Below are 20,405 nucleotides of genomic sequence, written 5' to 3'. Positions count from 1 at the left end.
GACAGAATACCCTCGGCGGGACTGCGGGAAACCTGGAAGCCCCGTTCACCTGATATTCGGATCAGACATACGAAACGGCAGCAGGGAATGGATTCCTGCTGCCGTCAACGCTGTCAGTAAGCGCCATACAGTTTCTTTTCGAAGTCTTTCAGTGAGTGGACAGGGGAGATGCCCTGGCGTTTCAGCTCGTACCGGTTGTCGCCGAGCTTCACATTCCCCGGATTCGTTGTGAAGGCCATCCGGATGCCGGAAGCTGCGATCGCCTGTTTGCTCTCGGTGTTGAACTGGCCGAATGGATAAGCAAGGTACCGGATGTTCGGATCCTGCATATTCCAGGCCTTCGAGACTTGGAACCGGCCGAGTTCGATGTCGGCTTTGATATCCGCAGCACTTGAAGACGTCAGGTATGGCTCCCGTGTGCCGGGTCTTCGGAGGTGCATGCCATGCGTATGATGCTGAAATGAAAACACATCCGCTGTTTCCCGGATTTCCTTCAGACCGAAGTACTGGAATGCCTGATCATCCCACGGCTGCGCCTGCTGCTTGATGCGTGACGTGATGAGGAACGAAGTCGCCTGGAACCCATTCTCCGACAGGACAGGATATGCGTATTTCTGAAGCGACAGCAGTCCGTCATCGAACGTCAGCAGAACGGTTTTGTCCGTCAGGTTCTTCCGCAGCATGAGCCAGTTGTCCAAGTCTTCCGGCGCAATGGTTTTCCAGCCGTTCTGCTTCAGGTAATTCATCTGCTGCAGGAACGGGGCATAGTCGATCACCATATTGTTGTGGGCAAATGGCGTGGCGGCACGCTTCTCGACTATATGATGGTACATGAGGACCGGTATTCCCGGATCCGCTTTGACCGTGCTTTTCGGGATGAATCCTTTGCTGCCGCCGAAGTTCACGGCGATATGGGTTTTTGTCTCTCCGATCACCGGCAGCCGCTGTCCCGGATTGACATAGCCGAGCCGGAAACCGCCTTTCAGGGCGCTTGCCACGGACACCCGCTTCTGGGTGATCATTGTTTTACGGCCCTTCGGCAGGGAAGCGCCTTTTTTTACAGCCGTCGATGCGATGACCGATGACGGCACAGCGAGCTTGTCATTGCCGAAGACGAGATATGTATACCGGTCGTCCTGTCCGGCCAGCTCATACGGGACGCCCGCCATGAAGGTCGCTGTGCCTGTCAGCGCCTCTCCTTCTATAGTGTAGGCACCCGAGGCTTTCGATAGTGTGACTTCCGATGAAGCGGCAGCCGCTCCAGGTGAGGCAGCGAGGGAACAAAGTGCGGTGAACAGACCGGCTGCAAGGAGCGTCCGGTATTTCTTCTTAGACACATGCAACATTCCTTTTCCTATATTTCTGCTAAATATTTCATAATACGACTATCATTCAGTGTACCACAATAGTTTCATTGTTTTGGATGTAATTAGAAAATAGGCCGGAAAAAATTCTTGAGATAGTACAGACAGGAAAAACCCGGGAACCGATACCTGACGGAGGCGCTCCTATGGTATACTTCTTGTCAGATTGTTGGATCGTCTGTATAGGGATAAAAGCCCGTCTGCGGCGCGGCTGCAAGACAAATTACAGCATTCAACTGCCAACTATTACGTATGCGGGGTACTTTATGATCTTTAATTCCTTTGAATTCATCTTCCTCTTCCTGCCGGTCGTCTGGGCCGTCTTTTTCCTTGTCGGCAGGGTGGCGCCGCCGTTTGCCAAAGTCTGGCTGCTGCTGGCTTCTTTGTTCTTCTATGCCTATTGGAATCCAGCTTATCTGCCGCTGATTGTCAGTTCGATGGTCGTCAACTATATCATCGGTGTTTTTCTCGGAAAAAATAAATGGCTGCCGACACGGAAGGTGATCCTCACAATCGGCATCCTGTTCAATGTGGCGCTTCTTGGCTATTTCAAATACAGGGACTTCTTCGCGGAAAACATCAACCTGCTGTTCGGCACAGAAATCGGACTCATCCAGGTGATCCTGCCGCTGGCCATCAGTTTCTATACGTTCCAGCAGATCGCCTACCTGGTTGATTCGTACCGTCTGGAGACGAATGAATACAATTTCCTGAACTATGGCTTGTTCGTGTCATTTTTCCCGCAGCTCATCGCGGGTCCTATCGTGCATCACGGCGATATGATGCCGCAATTCAGCGACCGGAAAACGTATCGCGTCAACTATGAAAATATCGCGAAGGGCCTGGTCATCTTTTCAATCGGCCTGTTCAAGAAAGTGGCGATTGCGGATACGTTCGCTGCGTATGCGAACAGCGGATTCGGCTCACCGGACACGCTGTCGATGATCAGCGGATGGGTGACGTCACTGTCCTATACGCTCCAGCTGTACTTCGATTTCAGCGGCTATTCGGATATGGCGATCGGCCTGGCGCTGTTCTTCAACATCCGGCTGCCGATCAACTTCAACTCACCGTACAAAGCGCTCGATATCCAGGACTTCTGGCGGCGCTGGCACATTACGCTGTCGGGATTCCTGACGAAGTATATCTACATACCGCTCGGCGGGAGCCGGAAAGGCGTTCCGCGGACGTACGTCAATATCTTCATCATCTTCCTGATCAGCGGTTTCTGGCACGGCGCCGGCTGGACGTTCGTCATCTGGGGTATTCTGCATGGCGTCGCCAGTATCATTGCACGAGTCTGGAAACGGTCCGACCGTCAGCTGCCGAAAATCTGGGCATGGGGGATTACGTTCCTGTTCGTCCATCTGGCGTTCGTCATCTTCCGTGCACCTGATATGACGGTCGCCCTGCAGGTGTTCAAGGCGATGTTCGGATTTGCAGGGCTCCATCTGACCGGTGTCTACTCCGTATTCAATGAAAGCCTGCTGTGGCTTGGCTTCTATCTGCTGATCGGGCTCGGCATTGCGCTGTTTGCGAAAAATTCGGTGCAGATCATGCAGACCGAGAAGCGGACGCCGCTGATGATGGCATTCGTCATCCTGCTGCTCTATTACAGCGCGATGCAGCTGCAGCGTGTCAGTGAGTTCCTCTATTTCAATTTTTGAATGTCCCGGAGCCAATTTACTACAGGAAAGTAGGTGTTTCCTCTGTCCGATAAACGTTTTTCCCATACGGTGATCGCTGTGTTCCTCGTTCTCGCAGCGGCCACTGCGGGATTCAATTACTGGATCGATCCGCTCTGGCATTATGGCCATGCGAATGCATACAACAGCATCCAGAAAGTGACGAATGAGCGGGAGCAGAAAATCGCCATGCTCCATTACGGCCGGCACGATTATGACACCCTGCTTGTCGGCAGCAGCCGGTCGACGTACATCCATCCATCCGCATTCGAGGACTGGGATGTGTTCAATTTCTCAGTCGCCAACATGTCGATCCGGGAAGTGCACAGCATCATGCTGTACAGCCAGTCACAGCTGCCCGGCCTGGACCGTTATCTGGTCGGTATGGACTTCTTCAAGTCGAGTGAAAAGGAGGCAGGGGCGCCGCGTTCCCTTGCCAATTACGAGAAGAAGATCGACCAGCCGTTCTATCGCACGAAAAATCTGCTGTCCCTGGATGCTCTCGATGTATCGATCCAGAATTTCATCCATTCGGCTTCCGGCAATGTCGACGAAGAGCGTATGTATAACCGGAAAGGTGAGGCATTTGCGAAGCAGCTGACGAAAGAGGAGGTCGAGGAAAGCACGAGCCTCAAGATCGAGCGTTTCGAAGAGGAGTTCTACGGCAGCAATTACACATATTACAAAGATTATCCGATGATCCTGCAGAAAATAAAAGATGCCGCCCAGCCAGGTGAGCTGAGGGTCTATACGACACCGATTTCCACAGCGCTGTTTTCCTCGCTGGTCAGTACAGGCCTGTACGAGGATTACGAACGATGGATCAGGGATCTTGTGGAGGTATACGGCGGGGTCTGGAACTTCATGTATCCGAACACGGTCACGAATGACATCATGAACTACCATGACGGCCATCATTTCTATCCGGAGACCGGCACACTCATCGCAAAACGCATCCAGCACCCGGAGACAACGGAAGTCCCGGCTGATTTCGGTGTCTATGTCACGAAAGAGAACGTCGAATCCCACCTCCAGCAAGTGCATGAACTGTTGTGGGAAGCGATGATTGGAACGGATAATTCCAAAGTCACTGATTGAGCCTGTATTCAGATTTATCTGAAGTGGGTCCATCGTCTCTAATATAGTTTCGTTGTCTGCTACTTTGGGTACTCTATCAAAGACAAATCGAAACGTATAGGAGAGCTGGGGATGCGCGAGACAATACAGAGACTTCAGCGGACCATCGAGTCGCTTCAGCACCAGGGCAAGTTTGAAGAAATGATCGAATGCTGCTATCAGCTGCTGCAGGCGGCGACAGATATGGGCGACCATCATCTCCGGATGGAAGCCTACGCGAATTACGCCCTCGGCTTCTACAGACTGGGGGCTATCAAGGAGGCATTCCAGTACATCGGCCGGCATGCAAATCTGTGTGAAACCTGGGGGACCAAGGAAGACTATATGCACTCCAATCATATTTTCTGTCTGCTCTATGTATATACCGGAGATTATGAGCGTGCGAAACAAGTATTGGAGATGAGTATCGACTTAGCCGAGCAGCTGGGCAACAGCAGGCTCATCAGTGAGAATAGCAGTGAACTGTGCAATGTCCTGTGCCGGCTCGGTGAGTATGACAGAGCGCTGAAGGCGGGCAGACGCGGTGCGAGTGTTGCCGCTGATCTGGAACCATACTGTCCGTACCTGCTGCTGAAAGCCGCCCTGGCATCTGCGCATGCATACTATGGGTTGGAAGATATGGAGTCGTCCGCCGTGCTGCTGGAAATTGTCCAGCGCGACCCGCTGCTGGATACCTATCCGGCGGAACGGGTGAAAAGCATCCGGCTGAAGGCTGAGATCCAGCTCAGGCAGCGCCATCCGCGTAACGCGATGGCCAGCTTGGAAGAAGCCTCCCGCATGGCAGAGGCTTCTTCGGACCACAAGCAGCTCAAAGAAATCTTGGAACGGCAGGTTTCACTCGCTGAGCACTTTGGTGATTTCAAGCATGGTTTTTCAGTGCAGCGGAGATATATCCGGCTGCTGGAAGAGCTCCACGAGAAGGAAGTCATTAACGCTGTCCTCCAGCTGGATATGAAAGTGAAACTGCGGGAACTGGAAAAACAGGTCAACACCGATTTCCTGACTGGCATCGCAAACAGGCGGTCGGTCGAGGATCTGGCGGGTGGTTGGCTTGCCGAATCAGCAGGCAGTGCAGAAAACATCGTATGCATCGCTTTTGACATCGACAATCTGAAAGTCCTGAACGATCGGTTCGGCCACCCGTTCGGCGATCAAGCCATCCGTAAAGTGGCGGATCTCTGCAGCTCGCTCATGAGGAAAGGTGATACCACTGCGCGTATCGGAGGAGATGAGTTCGTCGCAGTGCTGCGTGATATCACCCTTCAAGATGGCTGCCGGAGAGCCCATGACATGCTGGAAGCCGTCAGATCAGCCCTTCTCCCATGTAATGGGGAAAACGTGATGCTGTCCATCAGTGCAGGAGTCGCAGAGAACCGCCGAGGCAGCATTTCCGACTTCGCCAAGTTGTATCACAAAGCGGATATCGCACTTTATGAAGCGAAGCGCAGCGGCAAAAGCCGTGTCATCTGTACATCTTGAACATCCCCCTCCCAACCGGTGCATACTGGACAGAAGAGGGGGTTTCTTATTGGAGCTGAGATTATGTCCCAGCTTAATAGGGAAAGGGATTTTAGAGGTACATACAGTACAGAGGGGGCGGTAATGAGTGAAACGGCTGAATGGTCTGCTTGGTGCGGGAATTTTGATGCTGTCTGCCGCGTCACCCGCATTGGCTGCACAACCGGATGACAGGGGAATCGGCACGGCGGTTCCAACGGATACTGAATGCTATGAGATCGGCGAGTACGGAAAGGTCTCCGTACAAAAGCAGCCCAATCCAGAAGAGTCCACGGCAGTCAAAGGCGGAGAGGAGGCGGAATCCGCTGATTGTTCAGAAGCGGACGAGCCGGTTTCAGAAAGTGACTGCCTACAGGAGATACCTCACAACGAGTTGGATACCGATGTGGCAACCGGAGAGGGAACGGAGACTGACGCGGACTCCTCTGAAGGGGTTCAGGACGGGCAGTTAGCGGCGGATGTGAAAGAACAGCCAGCTGGTGAGGAGACATACAGCACGGCATCTTCTGCCCCGCAGGAGATTTACTCTCCCGATTCACTTGACAACGCAACTGTCATGGCTTGTGGCGACTCCGCCGCTGCGGATCCATCCGACACAGCGCCGGCGGGTCAGCCTGTAAAAGACGAAGATGGCTCCGGACCTGCAATGACTGGATCCGCGGGACAGACCGAGAAGCCGGTGGAGGAGCAGAAAGAACAGGACTTGACAGAACAGGACGGGGGACAGGCTGCAGGATCGGAAGACGCGAGGCCGGCTGAAGCGGAAGGAACTTCAGAGCTTCCCGAAGATATACGTGGAATCGTAGAAGAAACACCTGAAACTGAAGAAGAGATGGCTGGAACAGAAGCAGCGCCCGAAACAAAAGCGGCGGTGGAGGAGGACGAGGCTGATCCGGGCGGGGAGTCCGAGCAAGCCGCCGTCTCCACGGCAAGCGCAGACAGCAGCCCGGTCATCGATACGGATATCGAGATCGAGACGGTCTATCCGTCAGGAAGCTATACAGGGAACGGCGGTTCAGAGATGGGAGACCGGGTTTTCGTCCCGGACGGCAATTCAGCGGATCGGACCGGTCCGCGGCCTGCTGCAGGAAACAACAGCGGCAATTCCTTCGGCGGGAGTAGACCCGATACCGGCATCAATCGTCCTTCTAATGATTCCGATGCCGGCTACAACAATTCGCAGTCGAAGGGCACAGGCAACAGCAGCCTGCCCAGCCGACTGCCGAAGACCGGGAGCCCTGTAGGCCGATCCGATCTCCTGCTTGGCGGCATTCTGCTCATTGCGGGGGGCGTTCTGATAAGATTTTTGGCCGGATGGAGAAAGCCGGTCCGATGACAAGGAGGGGGTGGGAATGAAACATGCTGCCCGCTGGACGGGAAACATTCTTGTGCTCGCCGGGATCGGTCTGCTGATCTGGCAGTTCACCGGGATCAGGGAAACAAAAGGCGTCAAACACGAACAGCTGGATGCATTCGCTAATCTGAAAGCGGCTGCAGAAGAGTCTGGACAAGCGACAAAGGAAGCGGCGGCAGCTGGGGGCCAGCAAACAGGGAAACAAGCGGCGGAAAAGAAGATCGGCGATATAGAAGGAGTCCTCGACATCCCTCAAATCGACATTCACGCACCGGTCGCATATGGAGCGACTCCCGAGATACTGGACCGTGGATTCGGTGCGATCCCGCGAATGGATATGCCGGGGGAGACAGGCGGCAGCTATGCCATCGCCGGCCACCAGTCGCACGTATTCGGCCAGTTCTTCAACCGGCTTGATGAACTGGCGGCCGGAAACCGTTTCAGCTTCGAAACTGTGGACGAAGAGCAGACGTATGAAGTGTACGACATGCAGATTGTCGATCCGGAAGATGTCGAAGTGATCGGCCGTGAGCAGGGGAAGGCGAAACTGTCGCTCATCACCTGCTACCCGAAAAACAGCGATAAACACCGGCTCGTCGTCATGGCGAAACGCGTGGATGGAGAGGCTGGAGAGTGAGATGAAAAAGAGCAATGGCTGCAGCCACTGCTCTATTTCATGTAATCAGAAATCAGCGGCGTTACTGATTTTGTATCCGCCGTACTCATCGGTCACGATGGTATATTGTTTCCGTTTCTCGAAAAAGTTCTGTTCCCCTCTGCTGTCCGCTACCGAATAAGACAGATACATCGTCACGAAGGACCGGTCATCTTGAATCTCAATCTCCGTGATCTCACTCTCGTAAAACTCATAGATCCGGTCATCGGCAGCGACTTCATCGACAAAACTTGCGAAGGCCGCAGTGCTGGCGGTCCCCGGAAGGAAGTAGTGGGAGATCGGTGAAAATCCTTCTTTATACACGAGCGCTTCTTCATAATCCATTCTGAAGCTGGACATGAAATCATACAGGCCGTCATCCGCGAAAACTCCGGCTGCTGATTCGTCTTCGTACGTATCGCTGTACTCGTCATAGTCGTCACCATAGTAGCTGTCGGAGTCATCGTAAAAATCGGTGTACTCGTCGTCATACGCGATATCACTGTCAAAGTTGGAACTGGCCGTGTAGCTGTCATAGACGCCGAATAAGGAGGCGACAGCGGATTCACTCATCGGAGCCGCCGCCCACCGGTTCACCAGATCGAGTACACTGTACATCGGTATCGAGAATCCGAACAGGTTATTCTCCTTGTACAGCAGGGAGTTGATACCGATGACTTTTCCAGTCTTGGCATCCAGAAGGGGTCCGCCGCTGCTGCCCTGGTCGATCTGTGCATCGATCTGATAGATTTTCTCGTAGACGAATCCGAGCTCCATATCCCGGTTCAGACCGGTCAGATAGCCGACGGATGCCGAATTCTCAAACCCTTGCGGACTGCCGAGTGCAATGACTTCGGTACCGATCGGTGTTTCCTTCGTTTCACTCACAAGCGGTGCCAGTTTGGAATACGCATCCGAACGTATCAGTGCCACATCATATTTATCGGAAATCCCGATCACTTTGCCAGCGGCGTCTTTTCCATCCGAGTTGCGGACGACGACATCCGTGAAGCCGGCAACAACGTGTGCGTTCGTGACAATGAGACCGCCCTTTTTATACAGGAAACCGGAGCCGAGTCCGTCCCGTGTAAATATCGTGAACACACGCGGCAGCGACTCTTTGATCACTTCTGTTTTTTCCTTGTCAGGCGGTACAGATTTTATTGGCGCAGCAGGCCCCGAACTGACAGGTTTGAGAGGGGACTGGCTGCCGGCTTCAGCCTGCTGTTCGAGTGCGGGAGTCTGTTGTTTACCCTGATTCAGCAGACTTCCGAAATCCCAGTCTGTGTAATAGCCGATGCCTGCTGCAGATCCTGTTAAGATGAGCAGGCAGCTGAGCACGACAGGTATCACCCAGCCCGGGGTCTTTCTGGCTTTCAGAGGTTTTCCGCAGCTAGAACAGTACACCGCTTCCCGTTCGTTCCGAGTGCCGCAATGCTGACAATACATTAAAGGGATGCCTCCTTTTTCAATTGAGCTGTTGCTTTTATAGTATCATAGTTTTAGGTTTTTTGAACTACTATTAGAGGACGGAACTAAAAGAACTTCGAGGATATACATAGGTTAAGTGTTTAATTCAAGAATTTTATAAAAATAGTTTACAGTCGCCGGCATTGATATGTCAGCTGTTGGTAACAATAACGCCGGAATTGACATGTTTATGTGCAAGTGTTGTGGGTAGAGGCGAAATAGCGGAGGCCTGATATCGGGTTCTTCCATCTCCAGTTCGAAAGGAGGTGACTATGTGAAACGTGTATTTGCAGTCTTTTGTACTAGTTTTCTATTGATGTGTCTGCCGGCATTCGTCTATGCGGATGAAACGGACGACAGCCAAGAGCCAGCGAAAGAACGGAAAGGGCTTGTCGGCGGACTGCTGAACCAGGTGAAGAACACAGTGGATGAAACACTCAGCTCAGCCGGAGGGCTCGTGGAAGAAACCGTCCGATTCACGGGAGATACGCTCGACCGGACAGTCAAGTTCACAGAAGATACGGTGAATACGGTCGTTGATCCGAAAGAGAGACGGCCGGTGAAGAATATTGTGGAAAGTACGACGAACTTTGTCGGTGAAACAGTCGAAAGCACCGTCCCAGTTGTTGAAAAGACAACGGAGACCGTTCAGAACGTGACGGAGACAGCTGTGAACGTGACAGAACCGCTGCCTGAAGTGCCGGTCGTGACACCGGTTGTCGACAAAACGACCGAAACTGTCACGGAAGTCACCAAGCAGGTGAAGAAGACAGCGGATGAGACAGTCGGGAACACAGTGAAGACGGTCGCCAAGCCGCTGAAGAAACCAGCAGCGACAGAGACGGCACCGGCAGATAAACTGGACAAACCTGTCAAGCAGCCTGTTCAGCCCGGACAGCCAGCTTCAGAGGAAATAGATCCGTCTGACGAAGCAGAACCGGTTGAAAAGCCGTCGGTGCGTCCTGAAATTCCGCAGAAGCCTGTCGGACAGCCAGAGACCGTAAAGCCGCCAGTCCAAGAACAACCATCGGATACACGGGTTCCTGCCGAACCTGAACAAGAAAAAGCACAGGAACCGGCAGTGACCAAGCCGGAGACTCCGCCAGCGGCTTCCCAAAAGGAACCGGCGGACATACCTGCGGCGCAAGCGGAATCCGGGGACGAAGGCATCCCGGTGAAGGAAGCTGTTCCGGCAGCCGTACAGACGGCTGAACCTCTGGCAGATGAGTTCACGGATGTCCGCCCGGAGACTGTTCAGATGGACAAAACGTCCGAGAATGCTGAGCGGAAGGCGGATGATCGGAGTCTGGAATCAGCAGCCCGAAATTCCGCTTCAGCTGTCCCTCTGAGACCGGGAACTCTGACAAAATGGAAAGCGGATGTTGAGCTTGTGACAGGTTCTTCTTCCGTCAGTATTTCAACATCTGCTGCTGCATCAGGAAGCGGAGTCACCGCAATCCCGGCAGACGACTGGCGGATGGCTGCGGAAATCGTGCGGCAGAAATGGTACTTGGAAGATATCATAGGATCATTGCAATGGATACACGCGCCACCCGGACAACCGCCCCAATCCGCTCCTTTTTTATACGTCTAAAAAACTATAAAAAAGGAGAGGAAGTATAATGGAAAAGAATTGGATGAAACTCGCAGGGATGATGGTGTTAGCCGGTTCGGTGTTCACAGTGCTGCCTGCTGCAAGTTCGGCAGATGAAGGGGATACTGCACAGGCGGAGAAATCTTCGCATGTGGTGGATCTTCAACTTGATGGACTGCCGATTGTCGGCGATGTCAAAGTCCAAGTGCCGAAGCGGACAGAGCAGAAGGAAGAATCTTCACTAGTGAATGTCCAGGTGAGTGACGGAATTGCTGACAATGTGCAGGCGGAAGTGGCACCTGTCAAAAAGTCTGCAGAAACCGAGAAAAAATCCGCGGTTTCTGTGAATGTCGATACAGCCGTCACCAATGAGGTGCAGGCAGATGTAGCGATGAAGCAGTCCGGCTCTTCAGAGACAGAGGCGAACACGAAAGAATCCCTTGTTTCAGTCGAAGCGGAGGAACTGCCGGCCGCAGGCAAGACGACGGTCGATGCAGTTTCGAAGAAATCGGGTGAAGCAGACGGATCTTCAACAAGCAGCCAAGGGATTGTACAGGCAGACCTGAAAGATTCTGAGTTGCTCGGAAATACGCACGCAGGTGTCGCCGAGACGAAGTCAGAAACGGATGGACAGCAATCTGCCGAGCAGACCAAGGCGCTCGTTGAGGTGACTGTCGACGAATCCCCAATTCTTGAGGATACCCATGTCGGTGTGGTGGATGAGCATACGTCTGTAAATGAAGATGGTTCGTTCACGAAAGATGAAGGTGTCGTGAGTGCGGATGTCGGCGAAGCGCTCAGCGGTGTCGTGGAAAATGTACACGTCGGAGTGGTCGATAACCACGTCACAGCGGACGGAGACGGTTCGTACACACAGGACGGCGGCGTTGTGGAAGCTGTAATACCAGAAGCAGCCGGTCTGTTGGAAGACACGCATGTCGGTGTGCTGGACCATCACACATCTGTAAATGAAGATGGTTCATTCACGAAAGATGAAGGTGTCGTGAATGCGGATGTCGGTGAAGCGCTCGGCGGTGTGTTGGATAAAACGCATGTCGGTGTGCTCGAGAACCACACGGCAGTCAAAAACGACGGAACGGCCAGCCAAGACCGAGGTGTTCTAGATGTACTGATCAACAACGTCCTGGGTCTCGGCGGTCTGCACCTTGGCGTTCTGGATGATCACCGAGCTGAAACGGAGAATGGAACGGATCGGAACAGCGGGGTATTGCAGCTGGGTCTGCTCGATCAGCTGCTCGGCGACACATCTGTCAATCTGCTTGGGAAGAAAGAGCAGACTACAGACAAAGGCACTGCGATCAAAGAAGGCGTCGGCATGATTACGCTTGACCTGCCTCTTCTTGGTGCAGTCAACCTAGACTTGCTGACGAATTCGTCATTCAAACCGGCAGCAGCCGATCCGGATGAAGAAACCAGTGACCCCTCAGAACCTGGGGACACCGGCAGCACGCCGCCAACGGACAACGATGGCAATGGAACCGTACCACCGATGGACAACGACGGTGATGGAACCACCCCGCCAGCGGATGGAGATGACAGCCCGACAGAGCCAGAAGGATCGGATTCGGATGATACGGACAATACCCCTGTACCTCCCGTTGAAAACCCGGATGACTCCGGTAACGAAGGATCGGATTCCGATGAAGGGACAGCCAACCCGGATGATGACGCTGTGACAGAACCGGAAGGCGGAACCGATAATGGTGAAGGCCCCGGAACATCGGACCCGGACACCACTCCGGATAACGGAATGGATGGAAACGATGATGGTGCAACTGTCCCGGAAGGCGGTTCGGATGGCAGTAATGGAACTGACGGAACCGGCCAAGGAAACGGAAATAACCCGGGGATGAATGGCGGGATGGATTCGGTTACCGATTTGAATGGCTCCGGCTCCACGGCTGTGCCGGGTGCTTCATCCGGAAATTCATCGGATGGAAATGCCGGTATGGTGAACGCAATCCCGGCGCTCAGCCAAGCGGGCGGAAGCATGTCATGGCTGATGCCTGCCGCGGGCGGAAGCATGACAGATTCAGTTATGGACACTCTTCCAAAAACAGGAGGACCGCTCGATGCACTCAGCGTGACACTGCTCGGTCTTCTGGCAGCTGGTGCAGGACTAACCATGCGCAAGTGGGCAGTGCAATAAGTTTTCAAGAGACGGGTTCCTGATCAGAATCCACTCTCTGCTGTATATGAAATTTCTGAAAGTACCACCTGAACCGGACGCGGAACAGGTGGTGCTTTTATAATGGGGAGTCATTTGGAAATAAGACATAAGTATGGAAGTGTTGACGAATTTTAGAAATCATTCGTATGACTGGTAAACTACTGGTATACTGAACAGACAAACAGCTTAGGAGGAATGCATATGAAACGTATCTTGACCCTGGCAGCCGCGGCTGTCTGCGCATTGACGATTGCTGTCCAGCCGGCTGCAGCCGCAAGTTTCCCGGACGTCCCGAAAGCAAACCGGTTCAACGATGAAATCCAGTACCTGACGGGCCAGAAGATCATCAGCGGCTATACGAACGGCAGCTTCCAGCCGAAAAAGAATGTAAGCCGCGCAGAAGCTGCCATCATGATCGGCCGCATGCTCGACTTGAACGGTGCAAAACGCAACACGAAATTCAAGGACGTCAATGCCCAGAATGGCGCGAGCGGCTACATCGCTGCGGCGACAGAGAAAGGCATCATCAGCGGATATAAGGATGGCACATTCCGTCCGAACCAGTCCATTTCGCGTGGCGACATGGCGATCATCATGAGCCGTGCATTCGGAATCGAGACGGGCACTGTGCATGAATTCAAAGATATCAGTGATAACATGAAATCATACCAGGCCATCCGCAGTATCGCGGGAGACTATATTACAACAGGCTATGCCGACGGTACTTTCCGCCCGAACGGCAGCGTGACGCGTGAGCAATTCTCCGCATTCCTGGCACGCGGGATGAGTCCGGTCTATAAACAGCGTACTGTGAATAAAGACGGCTATATGCCGGACATGACGAAGAAATATGTGTACGCCACTAATCAAGGCGATCTGACTATGGAGTACAAGAAGACGAAAGGTCAGTTCGCGGAACTCACCTACACAGGCTTCTTCTGGGTTGGCGAGCGTCCGGCCACGAAAGAGGTATATTATATCCACATCGAAGAAACTGACAAGATGCTGGTGACGGCTTATCCGTTCTCGGAGTACTATACAGATCTCGTCTACCCGGTCAAGACAGGAACTACCTGGCAGAATGGCCCGGCTGATGCGGATATCGCCAAAATCACTGGTGTCAATAAAACCGTGAAGACCCAGTACAAAACATTCACCAATGCTGTCGAAGTGACTGAAAAAGGGACGAAATCCTATTATGTCAAAGGGATTGGTCTTGTCCTGTCAGTGGATTCTGCAGGGAAAGCACAGCGGAACCTCAAAGCTATCAAGTAAGCCAAAAGCGCCGAAGCAATCATTCGGCGCTTTTTCCATGTCTTCGTGAATTTGATATACTGGGGACATGATAGAAACAGAGGAGTGATTGCATGAAACGTATCGCCATGTTCGCAGCTGCTATTACGCTGTCGGCTGGGCTCGCTGTGCAGCCTGCCGCCGCGGCCGTCAGTTTCCCGGACGTCCCAAAATCCAGCCGATTCCACGATGAAGTCCAATATCTCGTCTCCCAATCCGTCATCTCGGGCTATCCAAACGGCAAGTTCATGCCGAAAAAGGATGTCACCCGTGCAGAAGCTGCCATATTCATCGGGCGCATGCTGAAGATGGACGGGACGAAACGCGCGACGAATTTCAAGGATGTAGGTAAAAACCAGTCTGCGAGCGGCTATATCGCCGGAGCGGTGACAGAAGGGATCCTGAGCGGCTATCCGGACGGCACATACCGGCCGGATGCGTTCATCTCCCGAGGCGATATGGCCGCAATCGTGGACCGGGCATTCGACCTGCAGTTCACCTCGCGCTTCCTGTTCTCGGACGTCGGACCGAACATGCGGGCATCCGAGTCGATCCGCAAGATTTCAGCAGCCGGTATTACAGCTGGTTATCCGGACGGCACGTTCAAGCCGACGGGAAACGTCTCGCGGGAACAGTTCTCCGCATTCCTCGCCCGCGGCCTGTCCGCTGAGTTTAAGCAGCGTGCCGCCATCGCGGACAGCTTCGCCCATGACAAAACCAAGCAATACACATACACCGGGCCGAACGGCGACCGCCTCCTGTCCTATGTGAATAGCAGCACAAAAGTCAACGGCTCCCGTCTCGGGTTCGTCTGGCAGGAGAAGGACGTCAGGACCGGCGGGACGGAATACTTCGTGGAAGATGAAAGCTACCAGGGCTTCGCGACCGGCCTGCTGCAGTCGGATTATTACATCGAACTGCTGTATCCGATCGAAACCGGCAAGTCGTGGAGCTACTATCAGGAGAAGAGTACGTACACGGCAGTCCACAAGACAGTGGACACGCCATATCGGACGCTCGCAAATGCCGTGGAAGTCACCACGTCCACCGGATATAAGAATTACTATGTCAAAGGTGTCGGTCTCATCAAGGTCGTGGATAAGAACGGTCACATCGTCTCCGTGCTGAAGGCGGTGAAGTGAGAGTCTCCCTGTACGCGGCGGGCGGCATGCACCCAGCCGGCGCATGCCGCGCAAGTAAGGGTTTGACAAGCCGAAAAGATCTGATTGGTGTGCTCCGCTTAAGCGAAGCATTTTCTGGGGGGAGAGTATGCTGGAAAGGGGACATAGGTTTGCGGAAGTGATCATAAAAACTGGAATGTGATCATAAATTTCTGGAAGTGATCATAAAAACCTGAAAGTGATCATAAAACCGGAGAAGTGATCATAAACCCAGAGAAGTGATCATAAATCCTCAAAAGTGATCATAAAACCCAAATAGCGCTCATAAACCTCGAGCCGAGTCACCGATCAGCTGATGCTTCCCATCCAAAAAAGCCGCTGCACCCTGGATTTCCAGGTGCGCAGCGGCTTTTCCGATTCACTTAACAGCATCTTCACCGTACCGTTTGCCGAATAGCAGGTCATACTGCAGCAGCTGATACTCTTTGCTCAGTTTCTTCGCCTTATCCGGCGTGTCCCGATGGAGGCCGCCGTCAGCGTCGATCTTCAGCTCACGGGTGAACGCAGGGAGCTTGTCCCTGAACTGCTCGAGCAGGCCGTAATAGAGCGGCTTCCGGATTCCCGCCATGTCGAACACGGCCGGGCCGAGCTGGTTCGGACTCAAGTGATCGATGTCCGGGATCGGCGCGTCAAAGTTATTCCACAGCAGGAGCGGTGTCGACCGGGTCTTCTCGAAATCCTCAAGCCCCCATTGACTTTCACCGGCGCCCCGCGGAACGAAATCAGCGACTTTATACAGACGGTAATCCTGACCGATGGCCGGCAGGTGGTCTCCGAAGAAGGCGACGACGGTCGGTTCATCCGAATCCTTGAAATGCTCGAGCAGCTCCTCGAGCGCCTTGTCGGCATCGTACACGCCTTGCGTATAGGAGCGCAGCAGGATGTTGTAGACATCATCGATACCTTCAGGGACTGTCGTCTTCACATCGAACTTGTCATATTTATCCTCCGCATAGCCGGTATGGTTCTGCATCGTCACAGCATAAATGAACATCGGATCATCCGACTGTTCCGTCCGCTCGATGATCGTCTTCGTCACCTGCTCATCGGAGATGAACGGACCCTTGTAGATCGGATCCTTGAACGATTTGTCATCGAGGAATTCATCGAACCCGAAATGCTGGTAGACGGTCTCGCGGTTCCAGAACCACTTCGCATAGGGATGGATCGCAAGTGTATTGTAGCCGAGGCCTTTCAAGTAGTTCGGCATGGCCGCGGGCTGGTCTTCTTTCACATACTGCTGGTACGGAACGGATCCGACAGGCAGGAAATTGTTCGAGAAGCCGGTGAGCACTTCGAACTCGACATTGCTTGTACCGCCGCCGAACGTCGGGGACAGCAGCCAGCCGGTCTGATGATCGCGGATGAACGGCATCGGATCAGGAACGAACTGGATCTTCTCCAGCAATGTCGGATCCCAGAACGATTCGTTCATGACAAAGATGATGTTCGGCTTCTTGCCGGAAGCATCTGTCTGATCGGCCGTTTCTTTCTTCAGTTCCTTCACGATCGACTCGATGCCCGACTTGCTGTAGCCGCTCGGCGCCAGGACGATGGCACTCTGCATATTGAGCATGAAGGCGCCGTAGAAGCCGTTCTGCTTGTAATTCCGTTCCTGGTTGAACGTGATGTTCGACATATCAGCTTCCTTCATGAGCTGGTCCATGCCGGGGAATGTCCGGTAGAAGACGAACGCTGCCAGGCAGACGGCGCCGAGTGCAGTGAATACAAGCCGCACCCACCACGGCAGGCGCATGATCGGCTTCGGCCGCCTCTTCAGCATATAGATGAAGAGTCCGACCAATACAAGCAGCACGATGACGATACCCGCCAGTGCCACGCCGACATTCGCCTGCTTGTAAATGTTCGGCAGCAGGTTGAGTACATTGTTATACAGCAGCAGATCCCACGGATACAGGTTCTCTCCGAGAAAACTGAACTTGAAGTAGCTGAATACCGCCAGCAGGATGGCGATAATGTTCGCCAGCAGAAAACTGATGACGAACCGGTTGATGATCCCCATCAGCAGCAGGAACAGGGCATAGACGATGAGGACGTTGAGCAGGTAGGCGGTCGTCCGCTCCTGTGCCCACACCGTCGCTTCTTCGAAGGAACCGAGCAGGAACGTTTCAACTGCGATCACGAGAAGCGGGAACCAGATGACGGTGAACCCCATTGCGAGGAACGACTTACTATCGAATTTCAGTTTCACAGGTAGGCACCTCCGGACAATTTCATTCCCCTATTGTAGCATATGTTGGCAGAAAGGCGCTTTCCGGCAGATGAAAACCCTGCAGCCGGGAAGCTGCAGGGCTCGGTCAGTTCACCTTGAATTCGGTGATGCTGTCTTTCACCATGGTGACCCCTTGCTTGTTCTTCGCAAAGTGGGTGACGACAAGACGGTAGTTTTTGCTTTTCGCATAGCCGGCTGCCGGCGCCTGGATGGTCACTTTGCGCGCATCCGAAGCGGCTGGGGTGACGGTAACCGTCTGGCGTGCACCGAATTCATCTTCCACATAAACATATCGGTCTGTCAGATAGGCCGGGTCCATCGCCTGGGTGAATTTCACGGTGAATGTCTTATCCTGACGTTCTGCCCGTGCGGAAGCGGACGGCTGGAAGGCGCGTTCCTGATGCGGCTTGGATGAATACCGTGCCTGCAGCTGATCGAACAGCAGGAACCCTTTGTCCTTCTTCGCCGATGACCGTTCCGCCAGGTAGATCTTATCGAGTGTCAGCGGAGCCGGAGCGGATGCAGGGATGGCGGCTGTGACGTACTTCCATCCTGTCCAGTCCTGTCCGTCTTCAGCGGTGAAGTTGACGACGGTTTCCTTGCCATTACCGTCCCGGAGCGAGCCGCGGAGCCAGTGCTTATTGCCGTCGCCATAGACCCAGACGCCGAGTTCCTTCGGCTTGGATGCGAGAGGCAAGCCGCCAGTGAAGTTCAGATAGGCGGCGGAGATGCCCTCCTTATTGGCGATGAAATCGTAGCTCAGGCGTACGGACGCTTTGCCGTCACGGGCCTGGATCGACTTTTCGGCAGCAAGTGAAGCTTCGGCACGAATGCCGGTCGCCTTGAGACCTGCGTCCGATTCAAACGAGCTGAGCGAGACAGGCTGATCGGTCACTGTCACCTGTACGGTTTTTTTCGTACGTCCGTATGTGGCGGTGATGGTTCCGGTGCCTTCTTTCGCCCCTGCTGTGAATACCTTCCCATCCAGTGTGCCGATGCCGCCGGAAGCCATCAGGGAAATGGCGTCCGGATTGAAGATGACGGCCTGGTCCTTCGACTTGCCGGACGCTTTCAGTTCAATCGATTCTCCAGTCCCGAGCATGAGGACGGACGGCGACAGGTCGATGTCATCGATGGAATCCGTAACTGTCACGGGGACATCCGTCACAGCATTCTCATAGCCTACTCTGACAGAGCCTTTGCCGGCTTTTTCGCCGATGAACCGGTTGTTCTCAATTCGGCCGATGCCGTTCGAGACAGCGAGAAGTTCCACTTTTTTCTGATCAATGCTGCGGACGACGTTTAAATATTGATCGAGTGCTGCGTTCACTTTGAACCCGACGGATGCGCCGATGCCGACTTGTCCGGGTTCCGCCTGGCTTGCAGTCATCGTGGCCGCTTTGTCATACGGTGCCGTACTGACCGCTTCCAGGATGGCGCTGACGGAACGATCGATGGAGCCGGACGGACGGTTGGCAAGCGTCGGATAGACGTTGCCCGGTTTCCGGGTCACCATCGTCGTCGAACCGCCGCCATCCAGGTTCAAGGCGTTATAGGCGCCGATCGAAACCAAGTGGTTGGCGAACTCCGCCATCGTCATGCCGGAACTCTTGCCGCGTACTCCCGAATCGGCTGTGACGAGGTAGACATACTGGCCGGTCTTGTCGGTTGCGACTGCCGTACGGGCGGTGCGCTGTTTCGCCTTCAGGCTATTCGGATCGATGGTCATATCGACTTTCCCGTTCTGGACGAGGAGCGGGCCTGAGGCGAGCATGTACCGTGCATCTTTCCAGGCATCATCGACCGAGTAGGAGATGGATACTTTATCGCCCATCTTGATATCCCGGATCTTGGCCGCTTCCGTCCCTTGCGCGGAGAGGACATACCCTTTTCCATTTGCCGGGACTGCAGCAGGGTCCTTTTTGCCGTGCGGACGGATGGCGGTGACGGTACCGGTCACTTTCTCACCGAGCGCAAAGCCGCCTTCGACTGACTTGGTTGTCGTCACGACGACTTCGAGACCGGTTCCGTTCGTCCGGGTAGTCGCATACGGCCAGGTCGATGTGAAGAGGATGCTTTCATTATCATTTCGTACCCGATTGAAAGACGTCATGGTGACAGACTTGCCGTTATGTTCGATTGTCGGAGACAAGGCGAATTTCCCGATTTTCCCCCGGTTGCCGTTCGTCACGCCGAACGCAGCTGGTGTCTTCATGAAATCATTATAGTTGGTGGATACCGCGCCGATATGCTGGATGATGCCATCGTTCATAAGCAGGTAACTCGGATAGCCGTTCTTGAAATGGAACAGGGATGCATTGACTGCCCCGACGACATGATGGTTGATCTGCGTGTGGGCGGTGGCGAGTGAGTTGACCGTGGCCAGTTTGTGGAATGGGTTGTTCAGACCGATCTCGACGGTGGTGTATGGCTTGGCCATATTAACATTCAGCTGGTTGATGGTCTGTGGATAGCCGTTGACCTTGACTGCCTGCTTCGTGTGATAGACCCCTTGTGACACGGACGCCGCGTCCGCCGCTGGCAGCAGGGCAGAGCTGAACAGTGCGACGGCCGCAATGCCCGACAGCAGGGTGCGTTTGAATGACATGGAAAAACTCCTTACTTGTTGGTATGCGTCAAGTATACGTGAAATTGGTCGGATAAGGGAATAGGACTTCCAATCTAAACCAGTGGAAAACATAAAAAAGCCTGGAGACACAGGGGGTCTCC

General features: G+C 53.8%; 13 protein-coding genes. 9 read left to right on the top strand and 4 right to left on the bottom strand.

Features of this window, described 5'->3' with window-relative positions; all coding sequences use genetic code 11:
* Positions 1 to 113: 113 nt before the first annotated feature.
* Positions 114 to 1,337, bottom strand: coding sequence for a polysaccharide deacetylase family protein (locus tag QWT68_RS09005; protein ID WP_179860785.1), 1,224 nt, complete (start codon positions 1,335 to 1,337; stop codon positions 114 to 116).
* 293 nt (positions 1,338 to 1,630) lie between these two features.
* On the opposite strand from QWT68_RS09005, the gene QWT68_RS09000 reads away from it, so the two are divergent.
* The 5 genes from QWT68_RS09000 (at position 1,631) to QWT68_RS08980 (ending at position 7,695) form a co-directional block, all read left to right on the top strand.
* Positions 1,631 to 3,031, top strand: coding sequence for an MBOAT family O-acyltransferase (locus tag QWT68_RS09000; RefSeq protein WP_290147963.1), 1,401 nt, complete (start codon positions 1,631 to 1,633; stop codon positions 3,029 to 3,031).
* 33 nt (positions 3,032 to 3,064) lie between these two features.
* Positions 3,065 to 4,147, top strand: coding sequence for a hypothetical protein (locus QWT68_RS08995; RefSeq protein WP_040287344.1), 1,083 nt, complete (start codon positions 3,065 to 3,067; stop codon positions 4,145 to 4,147).
* Between the two features lie 111 nt (positions 4,148 to 4,258).
* A complete protein-coding gene (locus QWT68_RS08990) occupies positions 4,259 to 5,665 on the top strand; it encodes a GGDEF domain-containing protein (RefSeq protein WP_040287343.1) in 1,407 nt (468 codons plus the stop codon).
* A 127-nt stretch (positions 5,666 to 5,792) separates the two neighbouring features.
* Complete coding sequence (locus QWT68_RS08985) at positions 5,793 to 7,040, top strand: hypothetical protein (protein ID WP_290147960.1); 1,248 nt, start codon at positions 5,793 to 5,795, stop codon at positions 7,038 to 7,040.
* 16 nt (positions 7,041 to 7,056) lie between these two features.
* On the top strand, positions 7,057 to 7,695 hold the full coding sequence (locus QWT68_RS08980) for a class D sortase (protein WP_290147958.1): 639 nt from the start codon (positions 7,057 to 7,059) through the stop codon (positions 7,693 to 7,695).
* Between the two features lie 45 nt (positions 7,696 to 7,740).
* On the opposite strand, the gene QWT68_RS08975 is transcribed toward QWT68_RS08980, so the two are convergent.
* Positions 7,741 to 9,162, bottom strand: a complete 1,422-nt coding sequence (locus QWT68_RS08975) for a trypsin-like peptidase domain-containing protein (RefSeq protein WP_290147957.1) — start codon at positions 9,160 to 9,162, stop codon at positions 7,741 to 7,743.
* Between the two features lie 295 nt (positions 9,163 to 9,457).
* Here QWT68_RS08975 and QWT68_RS08970 point away from each other — a divergent pair, with 295 nt between their 5' ends.
* From QWT68_RS08970 to QWT68_RS08955, 4 genes are all read left to right on the top strand, one after another.
* Positions 9,458 to 10,777 carry a hypothetical protein gene (locus tag QWT68_RS08970; protein WP_290147955.1) on the top strand — a complete coding sequence of 440 codons (1,320 nt, stop codon included), beginning with the start codon at positions 9,458 to 9,460 and terminating at the stop codon, positions 10,775 to 10,777.
* Positions 10,778 to 10,805: 28 nt separating this feature from the next.
* Positions 10,806 to 12,947 (top strand): ICP22 family protein, encoded by a 2,142-nt coding sequence (locus QWT68_RS08965; protein WP_040287339.1) that lies wholly within the window; start codon positions 10,806 to 10,808, stop codon positions 12,945 to 12,947.
* Between the two features lie 222 nt (positions 12,948 to 13,169).
* Positions 13,170 to 14,243: an S-layer homology domain-containing protein gene (locus tag QWT68_RS08960; RefSeq protein WP_290147952.1), complete on the top strand. Its 1,074-nt coding sequence runs from the start codon at positions 13,170 to 13,172 to the stop codon at positions 14,241 to 14,243.
* A gap of 92 nt (positions 14,244 to 14,335) precedes the next feature.
* Positions 14,336 to 15,403 carry an S-layer homology domain-containing protein gene (locus QWT68_RS08955; protein ID WP_290147951.1) on the top strand — a complete coding sequence of 356 codons (1,068 nt, stop codon included), beginning with the start codon at positions 14,336 to 14,338 and terminating at the stop codon, positions 15,401 to 15,403.
* A 397-nt stretch (positions 15,404 to 15,800) separates the two neighbouring features.
* Here the strand turns inward: QWT68_RS08955 and QWT68_RS08950 are convergent, their stop codons facing one another.
* Positions 15,801 to 17,654, bottom strand: a complete 1,854-nt coding sequence (locus tag QWT68_RS08950) for an LTA synthase family protein (RefSeq protein ID WP_290147949.1) — start codon at positions 17,652 to 17,654, stop codon at positions 15,801 to 15,803.
* 106 nt (positions 17,655 to 17,760) lie between these two features.
* Positions 17,761 to 20,283: a phosphodiester glycosidase family protein gene (locus QWT68_RS08945; protein WP_290147948.1), complete on the bottom strand. Its 2,523-nt coding sequence runs from the start codon at positions 20,281 to 20,283 to the stop codon at positions 17,761 to 17,763.
* Positions 20,284 to 20,405 lie beyond the last annotated feature (122 nt).

The sequence above is a fragment of the Sporosarcina trichiuri genome (genome assembly GCF_030406775.1).
In the GTDB taxonomy this organism is placed as follows: domain Bacteria; phylum Bacillota; class Bacilli; order Bacillales_A; family Planococcaceae; genus Sporosarcina; species Sporosarcina trichiuri.
This window is presented reverse-complemented; position numbering and strand designations above follow the sequence as displayed.